The 21540-nt window shown below is 58.8% G+C and carries 17 protein-coding genes, 4 tRNA genes and 1 rRNA gene; all 22 read right to left on the bottom strand.

Translation table 11 applies throughout. The features are described 5' to 3' along the window. Positions 1-62: 62 nt before the first annotated feature. Positions 63-374, bottom strand: a complete 312-nt coding sequence (rpsJ, locus tag SZ55_RS20805) for a 30S ribosomal protein S10 (RefSeq protein WP_003243886.1) — start codon at positions 372-374, stop codon at positions 63-65. Between the two features lie 158 nt (positions 375-532). After that, the gene (gene tuf / locus SZ55_RS20800; protein WP_044410941.1) at positions 533-1726 is read right to left on the bottom strand and encodes an elongation factor Tu; all 1194 of its coding nucleotides are present in this window, start codon (positions 1724-1726) and stop codon (positions 533-535) included. Between the two features lie 30 nt (positions 1727-1756). Beyond that, entirely contained in the window at positions 1757-3892 is a 2136-nt protein-coding gene (fusA, locus tag SZ55_RS20795; RefSeq protein WP_044410938.1) for an elongation factor G, read from the bottom strand. A 30-nt stretch (positions 3893-3922) separates the two neighbouring features. Further along, the gene (gene rpsG, locus SZ55_RS20790; RefSeq protein ID WP_044410935.1) at positions 3923-4393 is read right to left on the bottom strand and encodes a 30S ribosomal protein S7; all 471 of its coding nucleotides are present in this window, start codon (positions 4391-4393) and stop codon (positions 3923-3925) included. A 109-nt stretch (positions 4394-4502) separates the two neighbouring features. Next, positions 4503-4874, bottom strand: coding sequence for a 30S ribosomal protein S12 (rpsL, locus tag SZ55_RS20785; protein WP_044410932.1), 372 nt, complete (start codon positions 4872-4874; stop codon positions 4503-4505). A 158-nt stretch (positions 4875-5032) separates the two neighbouring features. Then, a complete protein-coding gene (rpoC, locus tag SZ55_RS20780; protein ID WP_044410930.1) occupies positions 5033-9238 on the bottom strand; it encodes a DNA-directed RNA polymerase subunit beta' in 4206 nt (1401 codons plus the stop codon). 67 nt (positions 9239-9305) lie between these two features. Further along, complete coding sequence (gene rpoB, locus SZ55_RS20775) at positions 9306-13379, bottom strand: DNA-directed RNA polymerase subunit beta (protein WP_044410928.1); 4074 nt, start codon at positions 13377-13379, stop codon at positions 9306-9308. Between the two features lie 221 nt (positions 13380-13600). Continuing rightward, positions 13601-13969 carry a 50S ribosomal protein L7/L12 gene (rplL, locus tag SZ55_RS20770; RefSeq protein ID WP_044410925.1) on the bottom strand — a complete coding sequence of 123 codons (369 nt, stop codon included), beginning with the start codon at positions 13967-13969 and terminating at the stop codon, positions 13601-13603. A gap of 81 nt (positions 13970-14050) precedes the next feature. Next, positions 14051-14551 (bottom strand): 50S ribosomal protein L10, encoded by a 501-nt coding sequence (gene rplJ, locus SZ55_RS20765; protein ID WP_044410923.1) that lies wholly within the window; start codon positions 14549-14551, stop codon positions 14051-14053. Between the two features lie 212 nt (positions 14552-14763). Continuing rightward, on the bottom strand, positions 14764-15459 hold the full coding sequence (gene rplA / locus SZ55_RS20760) for a 50S ribosomal protein L1 (protein WP_044410921.1): 696 nt from the start codon (positions 15457-15459) through the stop codon (positions 14764-14766). Continuing rightward, positions 15460-15891, bottom strand: coding sequence for a 50S ribosomal protein L11 (gene rplK, locus SZ55_RS20755; protein ID WP_044410918.1), 432 nt, complete (start codon positions 15889-15891; stop codon positions 15460-15462). It abuts the gene before it with no gap. Positions 15892-16006: 115 nt separating this feature from the next. After that, positions 16007-16540, bottom strand: a complete 534-nt coding sequence (gene nusG / locus SZ55_RS20750; protein WP_044410915.1) for a transcription termination/antitermination protein NusG — start codon at positions 16538-16540, stop codon at positions 16007-16009. Between the two features lie 10 nt (positions 16541-16550). After that, on the bottom strand, positions 16551-16919 hold the full coding sequence (gene secE, locus SZ55_RS20745) for a preprotein translocase subunit SecE (RefSeq protein ID WP_044410913.1): 369 nt from the start codon (positions 16917-16919) through the stop codon (positions 16551-16553). A 48-nt stretch (positions 16920-16967) separates the two neighbouring features. Further along, a tRNA-Trp gene (locus SZ55_RS20740) sits at positions 16968-17043 on the bottom strand. A gap of 53 nt (positions 17044-17096) precedes the next feature. Beyond that, positions 17097-18290, bottom strand: a complete 1194-nt coding sequence (gene tuf, locus SZ55_RS20735) for an elongation factor Tu (RefSeq protein WP_044410910.1) — start codon at positions 18288-18290, stop codon at positions 17097-17099. A gap of 84 nt (positions 18291-18374) precedes the next feature. Continuing rightward, positions 18375-18450 (bottom strand) — tRNA-Thr (locus SZ55_RS20730). Between the two features lie 26 nt (positions 18451-18476). Next, a tRNA-Gly gene (locus SZ55_RS20725) sits at positions 18477-18550 on the bottom strand. Positions 18551-18575: 25 nt separating this feature from the next. Beyond that, a tRNA-Tyr gene (locus tag SZ55_RS20720) sits at positions 18576-18660 on the bottom strand. A gap of 142 nt (positions 18661-18802) precedes the next feature. After that, positions 18803-19483 (bottom strand): SPOR domain-containing protein, encoded by a 681-nt coding sequence (locus tag SZ55_RS20715; protein WP_044410907.1) that lies wholly within the window; start codon positions 19481-19483, stop codon positions 18803-18805. Between the two features lie 8 nt (positions 19484-19491). Continuing rightward, on the bottom strand, positions 19492-20241 hold the full coding sequence (locus SZ55_RS20710; RefSeq protein ID WP_044410905.1) for a pantothenate kinase: 750 nt from the start codon (positions 20239-20241) through the stop codon (positions 19492-19494). Further along, positions 20225-21175 (bottom strand): bifunctional biotin--[acetyl-CoA-carboxylase] ligase/biotin operon repressor BirA, encoded by a 951-nt coding sequence (birA, locus tag SZ55_RS20705; protein WP_044410900.1) that lies wholly within the window; start codon positions 21173-21175, stop codon positions 20225-20227. Before birA ends, SZ55_RS20710 begins: the two co-directional genes overlap by 17 nt. Positions 21176-21353: 178 nt before the next feature. Beyond that, positions 21354-21469 (bottom strand): 5S ribosomal RNA (rrf, locus tag SZ55_RS20700). Positions 21470-21540: the final 71 nt, after the last annotated feature.

The raw sequence follows: 21540 nt of genomic DNA, 5'->3' as shown, positions 1-21540 counted from the left end.
GGGCTTTCACCCGCTATGGCCGCCCATTTCAGAGCGTTACACGACTAAGAACCCGAAGGTCATTAGCCGAGGCTGATCTGCACTTCCACGCCTGCAGCAAGGTCGAGCTTCATCAGCGCGTCAACGGTTTTATCCGTCGGCTGGACGATGTCCAGAACACGCTTATGAGTGCGGATTTCGTACTGATCGCGCGCGTCCTTGTTGACGTGCGGAGAAATCAGAACGGTATACCGCTCCTTGCGAGTAGGCAGAGGAATCGGACCACGCACCTGAGCACCAGTACGTTTCGCGGTTTCCACGATTTCCTGGGTGGATTGATCGATCAGGCGATGGTCAAAAGCCTTCAACCGAATACGGATTTGTTGGTTTTGCATTTTGACCTCAGACTCTATCTCTGCTTGCCCCCAACAGACGGACTACGCCTGTTAAAAGGAGGCGCAATTGTACGGACGACCCCAGGGGGTGTCAACTTTTAACCAATCCAAAAGAAAAGGGCCCCGAAGGGCCCTTTTCTCTGATGCAGGATCGCCGATTACTCGATGATCTTAGCGACGACGCCGGCGCCAACGGTACGACCGCCTTCGCGGATTGCGAAGCGCAGGCCATCTTCCATGGCGATCGGAGCGATCAGGGTGACGACCATCTTGATGTTGTCACCCGGCATTACCATTTCAACGCCTTCCGGCAGCTCGCAGTTGCCAGTCACGTCGGTGGTACGGAAGTAGAACTGCGGACGGTAGCCCTTGAAGAACGGGGTGTGACGACCACCTTCTTCCTTGGACAGCACGTACACTTCACACTCGAACTTGGTGTGCGGCTTGATGGTGCCCGGCTTGGCCAGAACCTGACCACGCTCTACTTCGTCACGCTTGGTGCCACGCAGCAGGATACCAACGTTCTCACCAGCACGGCCTTCGTCCAGCAGCTTGCGGAACATTTCAACGCCGGTGCAGATGGTCTTGGAGGTAGCGCGGATACCAACGATCTCGACTTCCTCTTGAACGCGAACGATACCGCGCTCAACACGACCGGTCACAACGGTGCCACGGCCGGAGATGGAGAACACGTCTTCGATCGGCATCAGGAACGGCTGGTCAACGGCACGAATGGGCTCCGGAATGTAAGAGTCCAGAGTCTCTACCAGCTTGCGAACAGCGGAGACACCGATTTCGTTGTCGTCTTTGCCTTCCAGCGCCATCAGCGCGGAGCCGATAACGATCGGAGTGTCGTCGCCCGGGAAGTCGTAGGTGTTCAGCAGATCGCGAACTTCCATCTCGACCAGTTCCAGCAGCTCGGCGTCATCAACCATGTCGGCCTTGTTCAGGAACACGACGATGTAGGGAACGCCCACCTGACGGGACAGCAGGATGTGCTCGCGAGTCTGCGGCATGGGGCCGTCAGCAGCGGAGCAAACCAGGATCGCGCCGTCCATCTGGGCAGCACCGGTGATCATGTTCTTCACGTAGTCAGCGTGACCGGGGCAGTCAACGTGAGCGTAGTGACGAGTAGCGGAATCGTACTCAACGTGGGAAGTGTTGATGGTGATACCGCGAGCCTTCTCTTCCGGAGCGTTGTCGATCTGATCGAACGCACGAGCCGAACCACCCCAGGTCTCGGAGCAGACTTTGGTCAGGGCAGCAGTCAGAGTGGTCTTGCCATGGTCAACGTGACCAATGGTGCCGACGTTGACGTGCGGTTTGTTACGTTCAAATTTTTCCTTAGCCACGACAGTAAACCTCTTACTTAAAGGGCGGGATTAGCCTTGTTTTTTAACGAGCGCTTCGACGATGTTCGACGGAGCTTCGGCGTACTTGGAGAATTCCATGGAGTAGCTGGCGCGACCCTGAGACATGGAGCGAACGTCGGTCGCATAACCGAACATCTCACCCAGCGGAACCTCGGCACGGATAACCTTACCGGAAACCGAGTCTTCCATACCCAGAATCAGGCCACGACGACGGTTCAGGTCACCCATCACGTCGCCCATGTAGTCCTCGGGGGTCACCACTTCGACCTTCATGATCGGCTCAAGCACCTTACCACCGCCCTTCTGGGCCAGCTGCTTGGTTGCCATGGAGGCCGCGATCTTGAACGCCATTTCGTTGGAGTCGACGTCGTGGTACGAACCATCGAATACGGTGGCCTTCAGGCCGATGAGCGGATAACCGGCAACAACGCCGTTCTTCATCTGCTCTTCGATACCCTTCTGGATCGCAGGAATGTATTCCTTCGGAACCACACCACCGACGACTTCGTTAGTGAATACCAGACCTTCGGTGATGTTGCCTTTATCGTCCACGTCAGCCGACGAGAAGCGAATCCAGCAGTGACCGAACTGACCACGACCACCGGACTGACGAACGAACTTGCCTTCGATCTCGACGTTGTCCTTGGAAATGGTCTCACGGTAGGCCACCTGCGGCTTACCGATGTTGGCCTCTACACCGAACTCACGCTTCATGCGGTCGACGATGATGTCCAGGTGCAGCTCGCCCATACCACCAATGATGGTCTGGCCGGACTCTTCGTCGGTCTTGACGCGGAACGACGGGTCTTCCTGGGCCAGCTTGCCCAGAGCGATACCCATCTTCTCCTGGTCAGCCTTGGTCTTCGGCTCGACAGCCACGTGAATCACGGGCTCCGGGAAGTCCATGCGCTCGAGGACGATCGGCTTGTCCGGATCGCACAGGGTGTCACCTGTGGTGACGTCCTTCATGCCGATCAGGGCCGCGATGTCGCCTGCGCGCACTTCCTTGATCTCGTCACGCTGGTTGGCGTGCATCTGCACCATACGACCAACGCGCTCTTTCTTGCTCTTCACGGAGTTGATGACCGACTGGCCAGACTCCAGAACGCCCGAGTAGACGCGCACGAAGGTGAGGGTACCAACGAACGGGTCGGTAGCGATCTTGAACGCCAATGCGGAGAACGGCGCGTTGTCGTCGGCATGACGCTCGTCTTTCGGAGCCTCGTCGCCCAGATCGATGTGGTCCGGGTGGATACCCTGGATGGCCGGGATCTCGGTCGGAGCAGGCAGGAAGTCGATGACGGCATCGAGAACCAGGGGCACGCCCTTGTTCTTGAACGAAGAGCCGCAGACAGCCGGAACGATCTCGCAGGCGATGGTGCGCTGACGCAGACCAGCCTTGATCTCCTCGATGGAGAGATCACCCTCCTCGAGGTACTTGTTCATCAGCTCTTCGTTGGCCTCGGCAGCCGCCTCAACCATGTTGGAGCGCCACTCGTTGGCCAGGTCGACCAGCTCCGCAGGAATCTCTTCCTCGCGGTAGGAGGTGCCCTTGTCGTCTTCGTTCCAGTAGATGGCCTTCATCTTCAGCAGGTCGACCTGCCCCTGGAAGTCATCTTCCGCACCGATAGCCAGCTGAACCGGAACCGGGGTGTGGCCCAGGCGGTTCTTGATCTGACCAACCACACGAAGGAAGTTGGCACCAGCGCGGTCCATCTTGTTCACGTAGACGATACGCGGAACACCGTACTTGTTGGCCTGACGCCATACGGTTTCGGACTGCGGCTCAACGCCGGAGGTACCGCAGAACACCACGACAGCACCGTCAAGCACGCGCAGGGAGCGCTCTACTTCAATGGTGAAGTCGACGTGACCGGGGGTGTCGATGACGTTTACACGGTATTTGTCGTACTGACCGCGCGAACCTTCCCAGAAGGTAGTGATCGCAGCGGACGTAATGGTGATACCGCGCTCTTGCTCCTGCACCATCCAGTCGGTGGTAGCAGCGCCGTCGTGCACCTCACCCATCTTGTGGCTGAGACCGGTGTAGAACAGGATCCGCTCGGTGGTGGTGGTCTTGCCCGCGTCAACGTGGGCGCAGATACCGATGTTCCGATAGCGGTTAATTGGTGTGGTACGAGCCATAAAGCCCTCGCAAAAGTATTGATGCCGTGATTAGAAGCGGTAGTGCGAGAACGCTTTGTTGGCCTCAGCCATGCGGTGTACGTCTTCACGCTTCTTGACGGCTGCGCCTTTGCCTTCGAAGGCATCCAGCAGCTCACCAGCGAGACGCAGGGCCATGGACTTCTCGCCACGCTTGCGCGCGGAGTCCACCAGCCAGCGCATTGCCAGCGCATTGCGACGAGACGGGCGAACTTCGACCGGCACCTGGTAGGTAGCACCGCCTACACGGCGGGACTTGACTTCGACCAGCGGAGCGATGGCGTCGAGAGCTTTCTCGAAGATCTCCAGGGGATCGGTGTTCTTGCGTGCTTTGACAGTATCCAGGGCACCGTAAACGATGCGCTCGGCTACGGCCTTCTTGCCGCTTTCCATCACGTGGTTCATGAACTTGGCGAGGATCTGGCTTCCGTATTTCGGATCGTCCAGGATCTCACGCTTGGCTGCTACACGACGTCTTGGCATTGATAAGCCCTCAAACGGTCTTCAGGTTAGCCCGGCACGATAACCATTCGGTTACGGCCGACCTTACTCTTATCGACTCAGTAAAAAGAATTCAGGTTGAAGCGCCGGATTACTTCGGACGCTTGGTACCGTACTTGGAGCGACCCTGCTTACGGTCTTTGACACCAGTGGTATCCAGAGAACCGCGAACGGTGTGGTAGCGAACACCCGGGAGGTCTTTTACACGACCGCCACGGATCAGCACTACGCTGTGCTCCTGCAGGTTGTGACCTTCACCGCCGATGTAGGAGGTGACTTCAAAACCGTTGGTCAGGCGAACACGGCAAACCTTACGGAGTGCGGAGTTCGGTTTTTTCGGCGTGGTGGTGTACACGCGGGTGCACACGCCACGACGCTGCGGGCAGTTCTGCAGCGCAGGAACGTCGGACTTGTCGACGATACGCTTGCGCGGCTGACGTACCAGCTGGTTGATAGTTGCCATCTATAAGCTCCACTGTTGTCTTTCGACGCTATTGCCCTAAAGCAAAATGGCAGAGCTCAGCGCCCTGCCAAATTTAGGGGTGCATGAGTCTAAAGAGACTCAATCCCCCAGTCAAGACAAGGCCCTGGGCAACACAAAGTCGCCCAGGGCCCGCCTGATTAGTTGCCGCTGGAGTTCAGCGCTTCGGTCAGCGCTGCTTCCACCTCGCTCGCGCTTACGCGGACCGGCTTGCCGGCTTCGCGCTGACGCTTGCGCTCGCTGTGGTAGGCCAGGCCGGTACCGGCCGGGATCAGGCGACCCACCACGACGTTTTCCTTCAGGCCACGCAGGTAGTCGCGCTTGCCGGTGACCGCCGCCTCGGTGAGGACGCGGGTGGTCTCCTGGAAGGATGCCGCGGAGATGAACGACTCGGTGGACAGCGAAGCCTTGGTGATGCCCAGCAGGACGCGCTCGTACTTGGCGATGAAGCGATCTTCACCAGCCAGACGCTCGTTCTCCTCGAGCACCTGGGTCAGCTCCATCTGGTCGCCCTTGATGAAGCTGGAATCCCCGGACTCCGCGATCTCTACCTTACGCAGCATCTGACGCAGGATGGTCTCGATGTGCTTGTCGTTGATCTTCACGCCTTGCAGGCGGTACACGTCCTGGATTTCATTGACGATGTACTTGGCCAGCGCACTGACGCCCAGCAGGCGCAGGATGTCGTGCGGGTTGCTCGGACCGTCGGAGATCACCTCGCCACGGTTCACCTGTTCGCCTTCGAACACGTTCAGGTGACGCCATTTCGGAATCAGCTCCTCATAAGGATCGCTACCGTCGTTCGGCGTGATGACCAGACGGCGCTTGCCCTTGGTCTCCTTGCCGAAGGAGATGGTGCCGCTGATTTCCGCCAGGATCGAAGGCTCTTTCGGACGACGAGCTTCGAACAGGTCGGCAACGCGCGGCAGACCACCGGTGATGTCACGGGTCTTCGAGGTTTCCTGCGGGATACGGGCAATAACATCACCCACGCCCACTTGAGCACCGTCGGCCACGCCAACCAGGGCGTTCGCCGGCAGGAAGTACTGGGCCGGTACGTCGGTACCCGGCAGCAGCAGTTCCTTGCCATTGGCGTCGACCAACTTCACAGCCGGACGAATGTCCTTGCCGGCAGCCGGACGATCCTTCGGATCCAGAACCTCGATGTTGGTCAGGCCGGTGAGTTCGTCGGTCTGACGCTTGATGGTGATGCCTTCCTCCATGCCGACGAAGGTCACGGTACCCTTCATCTCGGTCACGATCGGGTGGGTGTGCGGATCCCACTTGGCAACGATGGCGCCTGGGTCGACCTTGTCACCTTCCTTCACGGAGATCACGGCACCGTACGGCAGCTTGTAGCGCTCGCGCTCGCGACCGAACTCGTCAGCCACTGCCAGCTCGCCGGAACGGGAAACCGCCACCAGCGCGCCATCGACACGCTCGACGTGCTTCAGGTTATGCAGGCGGATGGTACCGCCATTCTTGACCTGGACGTTGTCGGCTGCCGAGGTACGGCTGGCTGCACCACCGATGTGGAACGTACGCATGGTCAGCTGGGTACCCGGCTCACCGATGGACTGGGCAGCAATGACGCCGACCGCTTCACCGATGTTCACCTGGTGACCACGTGCCAGGTCGCGACCGTAGCACTTGGCGCAGATGCCATAGCGAGTTTCACAGGTGATCGGCGAGCGAACTACAACCTCGTCGATGCTCGCGCGCTCGATGAACTCGACCCACTGCTCGTCGATCAGGGTGCCGGCCGGGACGATGACTTCGCCGTCGTCGCTGCCAGGCTTGAACACGTCCTTGGCGATGACACGACCCAGGACGCGCTCGCCCAGGGGCTCGACCACGTCGCCGCCTTCGATGTGCGGAGTCATCAGCAGGCCATGCTCGGTACCGCAATCGATCTCGGTCACGACCAGGTCCTGCGCCACGTCGACCAGGCGACGAGTCAGGTAACCGGAGTTCGCGGTCTTCAGTGCGGTATCCGCCAGACCTTTACGAGCACCGTGAGTGGAGATGAAGTACTGGAGTACGTTCAGGCCCTCACGGAAGTTCGCGGTGATCGGGGTCTCGATGATGGAGCCGTCCGGCTTGGCCATCAGGCCGCGCATACCGGCGAGCTGACGGATCTGGGCCGCGGAGCCCCGCGCACCGGAGTCCGCCATCATGTACATGGAGTTGAAGGACTCCTGATCGACTTCCTTGCCCTCGCGATCGACCACTTTCTCTTTCGAGAGGTTGGCCATCATCGCCTTGGACACTTCGTCGTTCGCCTTGGACCAGAGGTCGATCACCTTGTTGTACTTCTCGCCCTGGGTAACCAGGCCGGAGGCGTACTGGGATTCGATCTCCTTCACTTCCTCGGTGGCGGCATCGATGATGCGCGCCTTCTCATCGGGAATGACGAAGTCGTTCACACCGATGGAAACGCCGGAAATGGTGGAGTAGGCGAAACCGGTGTACATCAGCTGGTCAGCGAAGATGACGGTATCCTTCAGACCCACCACGCGATAGCACTGGTTGATCAGCTTGGAGATCGCCTTCTTCTTCATCGGCTGGTTGACCACGTCGAACGACAGGCCTGCCGGAACCACCTGGAACAGCAGAGCACGGCCGACGGTGGTGTCGACGATGCGGGTGTTCTTGGTGATACCGCCGTCCTTGTCCTTCACGGTCTCGTTGATGCGGACTTTCACACGGGCGTGCAGGGACGCCTCGCCGGCGCGGAACACGCGGTCGACTTCCTGCAGGTCAGCGAAGACGCGACCCTCACCCTTGGCGTTCACCGCCTCACGGGTCATGTAGTACAGACCGAGAACCACGTCCTGGGACGGAACGATGATCGGCTCGCCGTTGGCAGGCGACAGGATGTTGTTGGTGGACATCATCAGCGCGCGCGCTTCCAGCTGGGCCTCGAGGGTCAGCGGAACGTGGACGGCCATCTGGTCACCGTCGAAGTCGGCGTTGTACGCGGCGCAGACCAGCGGGTGCAGCTGGATGGCCTTGCCTTCGATGAGCACCGGCTCGAATGCCTGGATACCCAGACGGTGGAGGGTCGGCGCACGGTTAAGCAGCACGGGGTGTTCGCGGATGACTTCGGCGAGTACGTCCCAGACCTCGGGCAGTTCGCGCTCGACCATCTTCTTGGCCGCCTTGATGGTGGTGGCCATGCCGCGGGCTTCGAGCTTGCCGAAGATGAACGGCTTGAACAGCTCGAGAGCCATCTTCTTGGGCAGACCGCACTGGTGCAGACGCAGGGTCGGACCCACGGTGATCACGGAACGACCGGAGTAGTCCACGCGCTTACCGAGCAGGTTCTGACGGAAGCGGCCTTGCTTGCCCTTGATCATGTCGGCCAGGGACTTCAGCGGGCGCTTGTTCGAGCCAGTGATGGCACGACCACGACGGCCGTTGTCCAGCAGGGCGTCGACAGCTTCCTGCAGCATGCGCTTTTCGTTGCGCACGATGATGTCCGGAGCGGCCAGGTCGAGCAGGCGCTTCAGGCGGTTGTTACGGTTGATGACCCGGCGATACAGATCGTTCAGGTCGGAGGTCGCGAAGCGACCGCCATCCAGCGGAACCAGCGGACGCAGGTCCGGCGGCAGCACCGGCAGGACGGTCAGCACCATCCACTCGGGGTGGTTGCCGGAATCCTTGAAGGCTTCCATCAGCTTCAGGCGCTTGGACAGCTTCTTGATCTTGGTTTCCGAGTTGGTCTGCGGAATCTCTTCGCGCAGGCGGCCGATCTCGTGCTCCAGATCGATGGCGTTCAGCAGCTCGCGCACAGCCTCGGCCCCCATACGGGCGTCGAAGTCGTCACCGAACTCTTCGAGGGCTTCGAAGTACTGCTCGTCGTTCAGCAACTGACCTTTCTCAAGGGTGGTCATGCCTGGATCGATCACTACGTAGCTCTCGAAATAGAGCACACGCTCGATGTCACGCAGGGTCATGTCCAGCAGCAGGCCGATACGGGACGGCAGGGACTTCAGGAACCAGATGTGGGCAACAGGGGAAGCCAGCTCGATGTGGCCCATGCGCTCACGGCGCACCTTGGCCAGGGCGACTTCCACACCGCACTTCTCGCAGATCACACCGCGGTGCTTGAGGCGCTTGTACTTACCGCACAGGCACTCGTAGTCCTTCACCGGGCCGAAGATCTTGGCGCAGAACAGGCCATCGCGCTCCGGCTTGAAGGTACGGTAGTTGATGGTCTCCGGCTTCTTCACTTCACCGAAGGACCAGGAACGGATCATCTCGGGCGAGGCCAGGCCAATACGGATGGCATCGAACTCTTCGATTTGACCCTGGTTTTTCAACAGATTCAGCAAGTCTTTCAAGGCCTTTCCTCCTCACGGACCCGCTACGACCGGCCTTGACCAGCCGTAGCGTTCTGGGCGTCGCGTGTTATTCGGTTTCCAGTTCGATGTCGATGCCGAGCGAACGGATCTCTTTGATCAACACGTTGAAGGACTCGGGCATGCCGGCCTCCATGCGGTGATCGCCATCCACGATGTTCTTGTACATCTTGGTACGGCCGTTCACGTCGTCGGACTTCACGGTCAGCATTTCCTGCAGGGTGTAGGCGGCGCCGTAGGCTTCCAGCGCCCAGACCTCCATCTCCCCGAAACGCTGGCCACCGAACTGCGCCTTACCACCCAGCGGCTGCTGGGTAACCAGGCTGTAAGAGCCGGTGGAACGTGCGTGCATCTTGTCGTCGACCAGGTGGTTCAGCTTCAGCATGTACATGTAGCCAACGGTGGTCGGACGCTCGAACATGTTGCCGGTACGACCGTCGAACAGGCGCATCTGGCCGCTCTCGGGCAGATCGGCGAGTTTCAGCATCGCCTTGATCTCGCGCTCCTTGGCACCGTCGAACACCGGGGTAGCCATCGGCACGCCGCCGCGCAGGTTCTTCGCCAGGTCGAGGATTTCCTGATCGCTCAGTTCATCCAGGCTCTCCTGACGCCCACCGATCTCGTTGTAGATCTCGTGCAGGAACTTGCGCAGCTCGGCGATCTTGCGCTGCTCTTCGAGCATGCGGTTGATCTTCTCGCCCAGGCCCTTGGCCGCAAGGCCCAGGTGGGTTTCGAGAATCTGGCCGACGTTCATACGCGACGGTACGCCCAGCGGGTTGAGGACGATGTCCACCGGCGTGCCATTGGCATCGTGGGGCATGTCTTCGACCGGCATGATCACGGAGACCACACCCTTGTTACCGTGGCGGCCCGCCATCTTGTCGCCCGGCTGGATGCGGCGCTTGATGGCGAGGTACACCTTGACGATCTTCAGGACGCCCGGCGCCAGGTCGTCGCCTTGCTGAAGCTTGCGCTTCTTGTCTTCGAACTTGTCGTCCAGCAGCTGGCGACGGTCGGAGAGGTAGGCCTGGGCCTTCTCGAGCTGCTCGTTCAGAGCGTCGTCCGCCATGCGCAGCTTGAACCACTGGCCGCGCTCAAGGCCGTCGAGGTACTCGTCGGTGATCTCGGTGCCTTTCTTGAGGCCGGCGCCACCTTCGGCAACCTGGCCGACCAGGGCGGAACGCAGGCGCTCGAAGGTTGCCCCTTCGACGATGCGGAACTCTTCGTTCAGATCCTTGCGGATCTCGTCGAGCTGCATCTTCTCGATGGACAGAGCACGGGAGTCGCGCTCCACGCCATCACGGGTGAAGACCTGGACGTCGATGACGGTGCCCTTGGTGCCGGTCGGCACACGCAGGGAGGTGTCCTTAACGTCGGATGCCTTCTCACCGAAGATCGCGCGCAGCAGCTTCTCTTCCGGAGTCAGCTGGGTCTCGCCTTTCGGGGTGACCTTGCCGACCAGGATGTCGCCAGCCTGTACTTCGGCGCCGACGTAGACGATGCCGGCTTCATCCAGCTTGTTCAGCGCAGCCTCACCCACGTTCGGGATGTCCGCGGTGATTTCTTCTGGGCCGAGCTTGGTGTCACGGGCGACGCAGGTCAGTTCCTGGATGTGGATCGTGGTGAAACGGTCTTCCTGGACCACGCGCTCGGAGAGGCAGATGGAGTCTTCGAAGTTGAAACCGTTCCAGGGCATGAACGCGACGCGCATGTTCTGACCCAGGGCCAGTTCACCCATGTCGGTGGACGGACCATCGGCCAGGATGTCGCTGCGCGAAACCTTGTCACCCTTCTGCACCAGCGGACGCTGGTTGATGCAGGTGTTCTGGTTGGAACGGGTGTACTTGGTCAGGTTGTAGATGTCGACACCGGCTTCGCCAGTCTCGACCTCGTCGTCGTTCACACGGACGACGATGCGGCTGGCATCGACGGAGTCGATCACGCCACCACGACGGGCCACGACGCAGACACCGGAGTCACGGGCAACGTTGCGCTCCATGCCGGTACCGACTAGCGGCTTGTCGGCACGCAGGGTCGGCACAGCCTGGCGCTGCATGTTCGAGCCCATGAGTGCGCGGTTGGCGTCGTCGTGCTCGAGGAACGGGATCAGCGAGGCAGCGACGGAAACGACCTGCTTCGGCGATACGTCCATGAGGGTGACGTCTTCCGGCGCCTTCACGGTGAACTCGTTCAGGTGACGCACAGCCACCAGTTCGTCGATCAGTTGGCCCTGCTCGTTGAGCGTGGCAGACGCCTGAGCGATGACGTGGTCGGCCTCTTCGATGGCGGAGAGGAAGACGATCTCATCGGTCACTTGGGTGCCTTTTACAACACGGTAGGGGCTCTCGAGGAAACCGTACTGGTTGGTGCGGGCGTAGGTAGCCAGGGAGTTGATCAGACCGATGTTCGGACCTTCGGGCGTCTCGATCGGGCACACACGGCCGTAGTGGGTCGGGTGTACGTCGCGGACTTCGAAGCCCGCGCGCTCGCGAGTCAGACCACCTGGGCCGAGTGCGGAAACGCGGCGCTTGTGGGTGATCTCGGACAGCGGGTTGTTCTGGTCCATGAACTGGGAGAGCTGGCTGGAGCCGAAGAACTCCTTGATCGCAGCAGCCACGGGCTTGGCGTTGATCAGGTCCTGAGGCATCAGGCCTTCGCTCTCCGCCATGGACAGGCGTTCCTTGACCGCGCGCTCGACGCGCACCAGGCCAACACGGAACTGGTTTTCGGCCATTTCGCCAACGCAACGGACACGACGGTTACCCAGGTGGTCGATGTCGTCGACGATGCCCTTGCCGTTGCGGATGTCGACCAGGGTCTTGAGGACCTCGACGATATCTTCGCGACTGAGGACACCAGGCCCCTCGATCTCGGTGCGACCGATCCGGCGGTTGAACTTCATGCGGCCGACAGCGGACAGGTCGTAACGCTCGGCGCTGAAGAACAGGTTGTTGAACAGGGTCTCGGCAGCCTCTTTGGTCGGCGGCTCACCAGGACGCATCATGCGATAGATTTCCACCAGGGCTTCCAGCTGGTTGCTGGTGGAGTCGATCTTCAGGGTGTCGGAGATGAACGGACCGCAGTCGATGTCGTTGGTGTACAGGGTCTCGATGCGGACGACCTGTGCCTTGGCGATCTTGACCAGCAGGTCGGTGGTCAGCTCGGTATTGCACTCAACGATGATCTCGCCGGTGGCCGGATGCACGATGGCCTTGGCGGTGGTGCGACCGAGGACGTAGTCCAGCGGAACTTCCAGCTCGCTGATGCCAGCCTTCTCCAGCTGGTTGATGTGGCGGGCAGTGATACGACGGCCCTGCTCCACGATCACCTTGCCGGACGGATCCTTGATGTCGAATACGGCGACTTCACCGCGCAGGCGCTGAGGCACCAGTTCCAGGTGCAGGCCTTCGCCCTTCACATGGAAGACGTTGGTGGCATAGAAGGCGTTGAGCACTTCCTCGGTGCTGTAGCCGAGCGCGCGCAGCAGGACGGAGGCCGGCAGCTTGCGGCGACGGTCGATACGAACGAATACGCAGTCCTTCGGATCGAACTCGAAGTCCAGCCAGGAACCACGGTAGGGAATGATCCGCGCGGAGTACAGCAGCTTGCCGGAGCTGTGGGTCTTGCCACGGTCATGGTCGAAGAACACGCCCGGGGAGCGGTGCAGCTGGGAGACGATCACGCGCTCGGTACCGTTGATGATGAAGGTACCGTTCTCGGTCATGAGCGGGATTTCGCCCATGTAGACTTCTTGTTCCTTGATGTCCTTGATGGCCTTGTTCGACGACTCCTTGTCGAAAATGATCAGACGCACCTTGACGCGCAGCGGAACGGCGAAGGTCACGCCGCGCAGCACGCATTCCTTGACGTCGAAGGCCGGCTCGCCAAGGCGATAGCCAACGTATTCCAGAGCGGCGTTGCCGGAATAGCTGATGATCGGGAATACAGACTTGAAGGCCGCGTGCAGGCCGATATCACGGATCCGCTCCTTGCTCGCGCCCGCCTGCAGGAATTCGCGGTACGAATCCAGCTGGATGGCCAGGAGGTAGGGTACATCCATGACGTCCGGCAACTTGCTAAAGTCTTTGCGGATACGTTTTTTCTCAGTGTATGAGTAAGCCATCAGCGTTCCCCAGCTTGGTCACCTGCTTATTTGGCTCCTCCGACGGGAGTAGCCAGAAAATCGTGCAAACCCCTTGGTTTGCGCCACCTTGGTCGGTGGGAGCCTCACATTCCAGGTAGCCGCCACGAGGCGACCACCTAGAACGGAAAAAGGCCGGTGGCCTAAGCCACCAGCCATCAGCCTTTCGCTTACCGCTCAGGCTGTAGACGCAAGGTCGTCGCTTACTTGAGCTCGACTTTGGCGCCAGCTTCTTCCAGAGCCTTCTTGGCAGCTTCGGCTTCTTCTTTCGAAGCGCCTTCCTTGACCACGCCCGGGGCGCCGTCAACAACTGCCTTGGCTTCTTTCAGGCCCAGACCGGTCAGCTCGCGAACGACCTTGATGACGTTCACTTTCTTGTCGCCAGCTTCAGCCAGGACGATAGTGAACTCGGTCTGCTCTTCAACAACAGCAGCAGCGGCAGCCGGGCCAGCAGCAACAGCTGCAGCAGCGGAAACGCCGAACTTCTCTTCCATTGCCTTGATCAGTTCAACAACTTGCATCACGGACATTTCGGATACGGCGTTGATGATGTCTTCGTTGGTCAGAGCCATGACTCTAATTCCTGTATTGATGGATGGCCTCAGGCGGCCATCGAATTAATCGAATAAAGCGAAAGGAAGGGCGCGGCCTTATCAGGCTGCGGCGCTTTCCTTCTGGTCGCGGATTGCCGCCAGGGTACGAGCCAGCTTGCTGGTGGCGCCTTGGATAACGCTCATCAGCTGGGATACGGCTTCGTCGTAGGTCGGCAGGGTTGCCAGTACGTCGATCTGGTTGGCTGCGATCAGCTTGCCTTCAAACGCGGCGGCCTTGATCTCGAACTTGTCCTGACCCTTGGCGAACTCCTTGAAGATACGGGCGGCAGCACCCGGATGTTCCTTGGAGAAAGCGATGAGGGTCGGGCCCTTGAACACGTCGCCGAGCACTTCAAAAGAAGTGCCTTCGACGGCGCGACGGGCAAGGGTGTTACGTACGACTTTGACGTAAACACCAGCCGCGCGGGCCTCTTTACGGAGTCCGGTCATGGCAGCCACGGTCACACCACGGGCATCAGCCACGACAGCGGACAGGGCAGCTTGGGCAGCCTCGTTGACTTCAGCGACGATGGCCTTCTTGTCTTCGAGCTTAATTGCCACGGGTTCACTCCTGGATGTTACCGGTTCGTCCAGCCGAGGCCGGACGGCGTTTTGGTGTCTGATTCGGTAAACGAATCGGGAGCACCATCTGCGTAGGCTCGGGGATCGCTCCCCGGTTTGAGGCATGGCCGCCTACGGTCTTGGATAGCCCCCGCCAGGCAGGGACCCCAATACCTGCGCAGCGGGCACAAGGCCCACTGCGACTTTGTTTCTTAAGCTTCCAGGGAAGCCTGATCGATCTGCAGACCCGGGCCCATGGTGGTGCTCAGGGTCACGCGCTGCACATACACACCTTTGGAGGTGGACGGCTTGAGGCGCTTCAGGTCGGACAGCAGGGCTTCGACGTTCTGCTTCAGCTTGACCGGCTCGAAATCAACCTTGCCAACGGAAGCATGGATGATGCCGTTCTTGTCAGTACGGAAGCGCACCTGGCCAGCCTTGGCGTTCTTGACAGCGGTAGCCACGTCGGGAGTAACGGTACCGACTTTCGGGTTCGGCATCAGGCCACGGGGACCGAGAACCTGACCCAGTTGACCGACAACGCGCATTGCATCGGGAGATGCGATCACCACGTCGTAGCTCAGGTCGCCAGCCTTCATTTCGGCAGCCAGTTCGTCCATGCCAACCTTGTCAGCGCCGGCAGCCAGAGCGGCTTCGACACCAGGACCCTGGGTGAACACGGCAACGCGAACGCTCTTGCCAGTGCCATTCGGCAGGACAGTGGCGCCACGAACAACCTGATCGGATTTGCGAGGATCAACGCCGAGATTGATGGCGATGTCCACGGACTCCTTGAACTTGATGGTGGACAGCTCAGCAAGAAGCTTGGCTGCATCTTCGAATGCATATTGCTTGCCGGCTTCAACCTTGGCAGCAATTGCCTTTTGGCGCTTGGTCAGCTTTGCCATTTACACGCCCTCCACGTTCAGGCCCATGCTACGAGCGGAACCGGCGATGGTACGCACGGCCGCATCCAGGTCAGCTGCAGTCAGATCCGCCTGCTTGGCTTTGGCGATATCTTCCAGCTGTGCACGGGTAACGGTGCCAACCTTCTGGCTGTTCGGACGGGAAGAGCCGCTGGTGATGCCAGCCGCCTTCTTCAGCAACACGGAAGCCGGGGTACTCTTGGTCTCGAACGTGAAGCTACGGTCGCTGTAGACAGTGATGATCACCGGAGTGGGCAGACCGGGCTCCATGCCCTGGGTCTTGGCGTTGAACGCCTTGCAGAACTCCATGATGTTCACGCCGTGTTGACCGAGAGCGGGACCAACCGGCGGCGAAGGGTTGGCCTGGCCAGCCTTCACTTGCAGCTTGATGTAAGCCTGAATCTTCTTAGCCATTTATGACTCCATTTGCGGGTTCAAGCGCCCAAGGGCTCCCCGATTTCATTGCGTTTATCCCAGTGACGACAAAACCCCGCAACCATTGGCTGCGGGGTATGGGATGCATCTACAGCTAGACCTTTTCGACCTGGCTGAACTCCAACTCGACAGGAGTGGAGCGACCGAAGATGAGCACAGCAACTTGAATGCGGCTCTTCTCGTAATTAACCTCTTCAACCACGCCATTGAAATCCGCAAACGGACCATCAATGACACGAACAGTCTCGCCCGGCTCGAACAGGGTTTTGGGCTTCGGCTTGTCACCACTATCAGCAACACGGCGAAGAATCGCCTCAGCCTCACGCTCAGTGATGGGAGCGGGCTTGTCCGCAGTACCACCGATGAACCCCATGACACGAGGAGTGTCCTTGATCAGGTGCCAGGTGGCTTCATTCATCTCCATCTGGACCAGCACATATCCAGGAAAGAACTTCCGCTCACTCTTGCGCTTCTGACCATTGCGCATTTCGACCACTTCTTCGGTCGGCACGAGGATCTCACCAAACTGATCCTCCATACCCGCAAGCTTCACGCGCTCAACGAGAGAACGCATGACATGCTTCTCATAACCGGAATACGCGTGAACAACGTACCAACGCTTAGCCACGGGGCACCCTTTAACCAACAATCATCGAAACAAGCCAACCCAGCAGGGAATCCAAGCCCCACAGGAGCAGCGCCATGACAAGAACAACCGCAACCACGATCAGCGTGGTCTGAGTAGTTTCCTGACGAGTCGGCCAGACCACCTTGCGGATCTCGACACGCGCTTCTTTGGCCAGAGAAAAGAACGCCTGCCCCTTGACGGTCTGCAGCGCAACAAAAGCGGCAGCACCACCCAGAACCAGGAGAGCAAGGACGCGATAGATAATCGGCTGAGCAGCGAAGTAGTGGTTGCCCACAACCCCCACAACAACCAGAAAAGCCACAACGATCCACTTCAACGCATCGAAGCGAGTTTCTTTGGCTTCAAGCTTGGCATTCATTGGAAAGGACCTTGTGTGGAGATTGCCAGACCCCAGGACCGGGAAATCTGGCAGGCCAGGAGGGAATCGAACCCCCAACCTGCGGTTTTGGAGACCGCCGCTCTGCCAATTGAGCTACTGGCCTGTAACAAAATCAGGCCGACCATTATGCCGGCCTGATAACGCAAGATCAACTACTTATTCGATGATCTTGGCGACGACGCCGGCGCCGACGGTACGACCACCTTCGCGGATTGCGAAGCGCAGGCCATCTTCCATGGCGATCGGAGCGATCAGGGTGACGACCATCTTGATGTTGTCACCCGGCATTACCATTTCAACGCCTTCCGGCAGCTCGCAGTTGCCAGTCACGTCGGTGGTACGGAAGTAGAACTGCGGACGGTAGCCCTTGAAGAACGGAGTGTGACGACCACCTTCTTCCTTGGACAGCACGTACACTTCGCACTCGAACTTGGTGTGCGGCTTGATGGTGCCCGGCTTGGCCAGAACCTGACCACGCTCTACTTCGTCACGCTTGGTGCCACGCAGCAGGATACCAACGTTTTCACCAGCACGGCCTTCGTCCAGCAGCTTGCGGAACATTTCAACGCCGGTGCAGATGGTCTTGGAGGTAGCGCGAATACCAACGATCTCAACTTCCTCTTGAACGCGAACGATACCGCGCTCAACACGACCGGTCACAACGGTGCCACGGCCGGAGATGGAGAATACGTCTTCGATCGGCATCAGGAACGGCTGGTCAACGGCACGAATGGGCTCCGGAATGTAGGAGTCCAGGGTCTCTACCAGCTTGCGAACAGCGGAGACACCGATTTCGTTGTCGTCCTTGCCTTCCAGCGCCATCAGCGCGGAGCCGATGACGATCGGAGTGTCGTCGCCCGGGAAGTCGTAGGTGCTCAGCAGATCGCGAACTTCCATCTCAACCAGTTCCAGCAGCTCGGCGTCGTCAACCATGTCGGCCTTGTTCAGGAACACGACGATGTAGGGAACGCCTACCTGACGGGACAGCAGGATGTGCTCGCGAGTCTGCGGCATGGGGCCGTCAGCAGCGGAGCAAACCAGGATCGCGCCGTCCATCTGGGCAGCACCGGTGATCATGTTCTTCACGTAGTCAGCGTGACCGGGGCAGTCAACGTGAGCGTAGTGACGAGTAGCGGAATCGTACTCAACGTGGGAGGTGTTGATGGTGATACCGCGAGCCTTCTCTTCCGGAGCGTTGTCGATCTGATCGAACGCACGAGCCGAACCACCCCAGGTCTCGGAGCAGACTTTGGTCAGGGCAGCAGTCAGAGTGGTCTTGCCATGGTCAACGTGACCAATGGTACCGACGTTGACGTGCGGTTTGTTACGTTCGAATTTTTCTTTAGCCATCGAGAACGTCTCCCATCAATGAATTGAGCGAGTCACGCCACCATTAAAACAAAGGCAGATATTCTCATATCTGCCTTTGTAAGATGGAGCTCATGAGCGGATTTGAACCGCTGACCTCACCCTTACCAAGGGTGTGCTCTACCAGCTGAGCTACATGAGCCAAACACATTGCACAAACATCAAACCTGGAGCGGGTAGCGGGAATCGAACCCGCATCATCAGCTTGGAAGGCTGAGGTTCTACCACTGAACTATACCCGCGGAGCCTGGTGCTCACGCTTGAATCTGGTGGAGGGAGAAGGATTCGAACCTTCGAAGTCTATGACGTCAGATTTACAGTCTGATCCCTTTGGCCACTCGGGAATCCCTCCAATCGGGAGGCAGCATTTTCATCGTAGCCACCTCCACTGTCAAGCTTTTTCTCATTAAAATCTTGAGGTTAGCTATTTTTGACAGCGCTTCGGCAAACATCTCTTTAGGCCTGCCTGCGAAGCGGGCGCCATTCTATGCAAACTATTCGCGAGATGCAACACCCTGGCAGGGCATAATTTTGTGCTGAAGACCCGGAAAATCTTTCACAAGCGTCGCTAGCAAAGCGTCATCCACAAGTCGACGGCCCTCTCCATCCACGCGAACCCAGTAGTCGCGGTGAGCGCGTGGCAACTCACGCATAAGAGGCTCGTACCCCGCATCCTTGAGACGCGTCATTACACTTTCGGCCGAATCAAGTCTTGGAAAAATCCCAAGTGAGATGCCGTTCTGCAGGTCGCCCTGACTGATCAGGTAGCTGTCGATCTTGCGAGCCTGGAGCTCCTTCAATTGCCGCAAAGATGCCTGCCTGGAGGCAAGCGGAGCGAGATAGACCCAGTAGTCAACACCTGCAGCAGCATCCACACTTTGAATGCTGCTCTGGATATTCAGGGCTAGCAGCCTTTGCTCAACACCCTTCACTTGCTCCTCACGATCCAGGCCTCCCAAAAACAGACAAACCTGAGCATCAGGCAAAGGCGCTGACTGCTGCTGAGCACGCGGGGCAGTATTTTCCTTGGACTCACTCAACAAACGAATGTCTTGCTGCCCCCCCCTGTAAAGGGACAGCGTCTCGACTTCTTTGACCTGGAGAGGGGCCTGTTGTTGGTGCCAAACGTAATAGAAGAGATTCAGCACCAATAAGAGCAGGAACAGCCAGCGCATGGACAACCTCAGTCAAATGGACACGCAATCGCGAGTCCGGAAAAAACCAGATCAGGAACCAATCTCGCATTGGGCACTTCCTCTTTCACCAATGCAGCATCCCCTCCGGTGAGAAAAACACAGAAATCCTCTCCCAACTGTTGTCGGGCCAGATCCAATTGCATGCGCACGAACCCCTTGAGCATCAAAAGGCAACCTCGCTCAACGGCTTCAGCGGTGTTCCGCCCTGGCTTCATGTGCGCCAACGCTTGAGCGGCAGCTTCGTCGTCATACCGGATTCGGCGCGTATGCGTTCTGAGCTGGCTACGCATGAGTGGCACTCCTGGACATATATATCCCCCGAGATGCACGCCACTGGAGGTTACGAAGTCGGAGGTGACCGCTGTACCGAGATCAAGCACGAGCGATGCGCTCTTGCTGACGTGGTAGGCGGCAACGACAGCAAGCCATCGATCCAGTCCAAGCTTGTGGAAATCCTCATAGCCATTAACGACTCCCGCCAATACCTTCGAAGAGGATGCGAGCAAAGGCCTTGCATGAAACGCTTGCTCAAGAGCCTGCAGCAGCGAGGAGGTTTCCTCCTCCGAGCGCACACTGACTAATCGGCACTGCTGAATGCCTGAGTACTCGGAGGCCTTGATCGCCTGGATGACATTGGCGCCATCAGCAGCAACACCAGAAATGAGCGCTCCTTCACTGTCAGCGCCGAGCACGCGCCACTTGATGAAGCTGTTGCCACAGTCAAGCTCTAGAATCATCTCGCAACCTCAAACTGAGCTCTCCCCCGTTTAGCAGCAACTCGGCGCCCTCCACATCAAGGCGAAGAGCGCCACTTTTATCAATACCAAGGACCACACCGTCCACACGCTTGCTGGCGGTTAGCACAGATACCTCCCTTCCGGTCCACGCATGATGGAGCTCCCACTCCCTCCGAACAGCAGCGAACCCCCCCCCCAGGCAACGACGGAGTTCACATAGAAGAGCAGCAGCAATTTGCGTGCGATCCTGAAGGGATCCGATCTCGGAACGGACGGACGTCCACTCCTGGGTGATTTCCGCCTGTCGGCTCAACATATTGACGTTGAGCCCGACACCAATAACGACATTGCAGATATCAGCTGGATCTCCCACGAGCTCGATGAGAATTCCGGCAATCTTCCGCTCCGCCACCAAAACATCATTGGGCCACTTGAGCTGCGCGGAATTCACACCTAGCGACTGAAGAACCCGCAACACGGCAACACCAACCAGCAGACTCATTCCCTCCAGCTGTCTGGCGCCTCCATCTATCCTGATTACGCATGAGAGATAGAGATTCTCACCATAGGGCGACACCCAGGCTCGCCCTCGACGACCGCGCCCACCAGACTGGTGCTCCGCCAAGACAACAAATGGCGCCTGTATGCCTTGGGATAACAAGCGCAGTGCTTCCGCGTTTGTAGAGTCAATGCTCTCATGGATAAAGATTGGCCACGGCTCACCTAGGGCGAAAAGACGCTCCTGGGAAAGAGGCTCGAATGGAGAAGCAAGGCGATAACCTTTTCCCCGGACCCTATGGATATCCAGGCCGTAAGCAGCCTCAAGGTGCTTCAGATGCTTCCAGACAGCAGCACGGGAAATGCCAAGCGCCTCACCCAGGAACTCTCCGGAATGAAACTGGCCATCCTGAAGGAGACGTATAAGATTCAACATAACGCTCAGCCTCTTTACGAGGCAGGCATCATAACGGCGCCCTGTTGGGTTGCATAGAAAAGGGATGGGGTGCAGACCTTAACGACTAGTCCCTACTGCAGGAAAGGTCGATTCAATTTTCATCCGCGCAAAGTCAAACCCCCGATCATCTTTCGATGATCGGGGGTTTGGTATAGGTGCTTGACGATGACCTACTCTCACATGGGGAAACCCCACACTACCATCGGCGATGCATCGTTTCACTACTGAGTTCGGGATGGGATCAGGTGGTTCCAACGCTCTATGGTCGTCAAGCAATTCTTTAGGGTGATCGTCGAGACGCTCACCCGAATTCGGGTATGTGACAGCAATTTGCGGTTCAATCG

The organism is Pseudomonas sp. FeS53a, assembly GCF_000931385.1.
Lineage (GTDB): Bacteria > Pseudomonadota > Gammaproteobacteria > Pseudomonadales > Pseudomonadaceae > Metapseudomonas > Metapseudomonas otitidis.
Note: the sequence above shows the minus strand (reverse complement) of the source record. Positions and strands in the feature narration are given on the sequence as shown.

Bases quoted from the DNA above. Each gene is read 5' to 3' on its own strand.
- rpsJ (WP_003243886.1), bottom strand. From the start codon at position 374: ATGCAAAACCAACAAATCCGTATTCGGTTGAAGGCTTTTGACCATCGC.
- fusA (WP_044410938.1), bottom strand. From the start codon at position 3,892: ATGGCTCGTACCACACCAATTAACCGCTATCGGAACATCGGTATCTGC.
- rpsG (WP_044410935.1), bottom strand. From the start codon at position 4,393: ATGCCAAGACGTCGTGTAGCAGCCAAGCGTGAGATCCTGGACGATCCG.
- rpsL (WP_044410932.1), bottom strand. From the start codon at position 4,874: ATGGCAACTATCAACCAGCTGGTACGTCAGCCGCGCAAGCGTATCGTC.
- rpoB (WP_044410928.1), bottom strand. From the start codon at position 13,379: ATGGCTTACTCATACACTGAGAAAAAACGTATCCGCAAAGACTTTAGC.
- rplL (WP_044410925.1), bottom strand. From the start codon at position 13,969: ATGGCTCTGACCAACGAAGACATCATCAACGCCGTATCCGAAATGTCC.
- rplA (WP_044410921.1), bottom strand. From the start codon at position 15,459: ATGGCAAAGCTGACCAAGCGCCAAAAGGCAATTGCTGCCAAGGTTGAA.
- rplK (WP_044410918.1), bottom strand. From the start codon at position 15,891: ATGGCTAAGAAGATTCAGGCTTACATCAAGCTGCAAGTGAAGGCTGGC.
- secE (WP_044410913.1), bottom strand. From the start codon at position 16,919: ATGAATGCCAAGCTTGAAGCCAAAGAAACTCGCTTCGATGCGTTGAAG.
- tuf (WP_044410910.1), bottom strand. From the start codon at position 18,290: ATGGCTAAAGAAAAATTCGAACGTAACAAACCGCACGTCAACGTCGGT.
- SZ55_RS20715 (WP_044410907.1), bottom strand. From the start codon at position 19,483: ATGCGCTGGCTGTTCCTGCTCTTATTGGTGCTGAATCTCTTCTATTAC.
- SZ55_RS20710 (WP_044410905.1), bottom strand. From the start codon at position 20,241: ATGATTCTAGAGCTTGACTGTGGCAACAGCTTCATCAAGTGGCGCGTG.
- birA (WP_044410900.1), bottom strand. From the start codon at position 21,175: ATGTTGAATCTTATACGTCTCCTTCAGGATGGCCAGTTTCATTCCGGA.